General features: G+C 45.0%; 2 protein-coding genes. Both read right to left on the minus strand.

Annotation, left to right across the window (positions count from 1 at the left end; translation table 11 throughout):
• Window positions 1–184 (minus strand): TMEM165/GDT1 family protein (locus F6K20_RS39580; RefSeq protein ID WP_287298602.1); only part of this gene is annotated, 184 nt, incomplete at its 3' end.
• A gap of 198 nt (window positions 185–382) precedes the next feature.
• The gene (locus F6K20_RS39585) at window positions 383–709 is read right to left on the minus strand and encodes a TMEM165/GDT1 family protein (protein ID WP_008179210.1); all 327 of its coding nucleotides are present in this window, start codon (window positions 707–709) and stop codon (window positions 383–385) included.
• Window positions 710–1074 lie beyond the last annotated feature (365 nt).

The raw sequence follows: 1074 nt of genomic DNA on the forward strand, positions 1-1074 counted from the left end.
TCACCCCTCCCCCAGCTACTACTCCCAGAAAGCTAGCAAGTATCAGTTCCGCTATAGTTCCAAAAAACACAGTACGGGGGGAATTGAGACTACCACTGAGTGCGATCGCAGCCAATTGGCTTTTGTCTCCAATTTCAGCTAAAAATACCGTTAGGAAACTTAGTCCTAGTAATTGCCAATCCATCGTCTAACCTTAAACCGTCTAACCTTCAACCTACCGTACGGGAACGCCTTTGGCGAACAACTGTCTAACCTTAAACCGTCTAACCTTCAATCTTAAACCTTCAACCTTCAAGCTTTAACCTTCAACCGTCTAACCTTCAACCTTCAACCGTCTAACCTTCAACCTTCAACCGTCTAACCTTCAACCATCTAACTAATACTAATTCAGTTTGATTGCATCCCACAGAAGCATAACTGATATCAACAGTAAAAGTGTTCCGGCAGCAGTATCTATCATCTCAGGGGAGAAGCGCTTAGCGAGCCAATGACCAATCAGTACACCTAGCAAACTAGTAGATATCAGTGCTGCGGCAGCACCAACAAACACAATCAATGGAGACTGGGATTCAGCAGTGATTAGTAGTGTTGCCAATTGGGTCTTGTCTCCCATCTCCGCTAGAAAGATGGTTAGGAAGGTTGAACTAAAGATTCCCCATACAGCCATCTGGTTTACTTTTACTGGCTGACTCTGGTCAGATTGAGTCACTGGAAAACTGCTCAAGATATAGGTACTCTATACAATTTACCAAAATTTGCATAACTTTACATAACTTCTGAGGGTGTGATCGCTCTCAAAATGTCAGGACTTAGGCGGTTAAGTTGATTTCGCCCCCCTAGCCCCCCAATTTTTCGGTGCGACCCGTGGCGAATTAAATTCTTAATGCGGAAAGGGCACCGGGAGGGGTAATGATGTCAAAGTCCCCCGAGCGAGCAATCCCTCGCTCGGGGGATTTAGGGGGCAAATGCGTAAGTCCTAAATGTAAATTCTTAAAACAAGTTGAGACTTTTCTCCCCCAAAATTCTTATGATTGCTTTGGTAAGCATTCAGCTGTCAGCTGTCAGCCGTCAGCC

It is taken from the genome of Moorena sp. SIO2C4 (assembly GCF_010672485.1).
GTDB classification, from domain to species: domain Bacteria; phylum Cyanobacteriota; class Cyanobacteriia; order Cyanobacteriales; family Coleofasciculaceae; genus Moorena; species Moorena producens.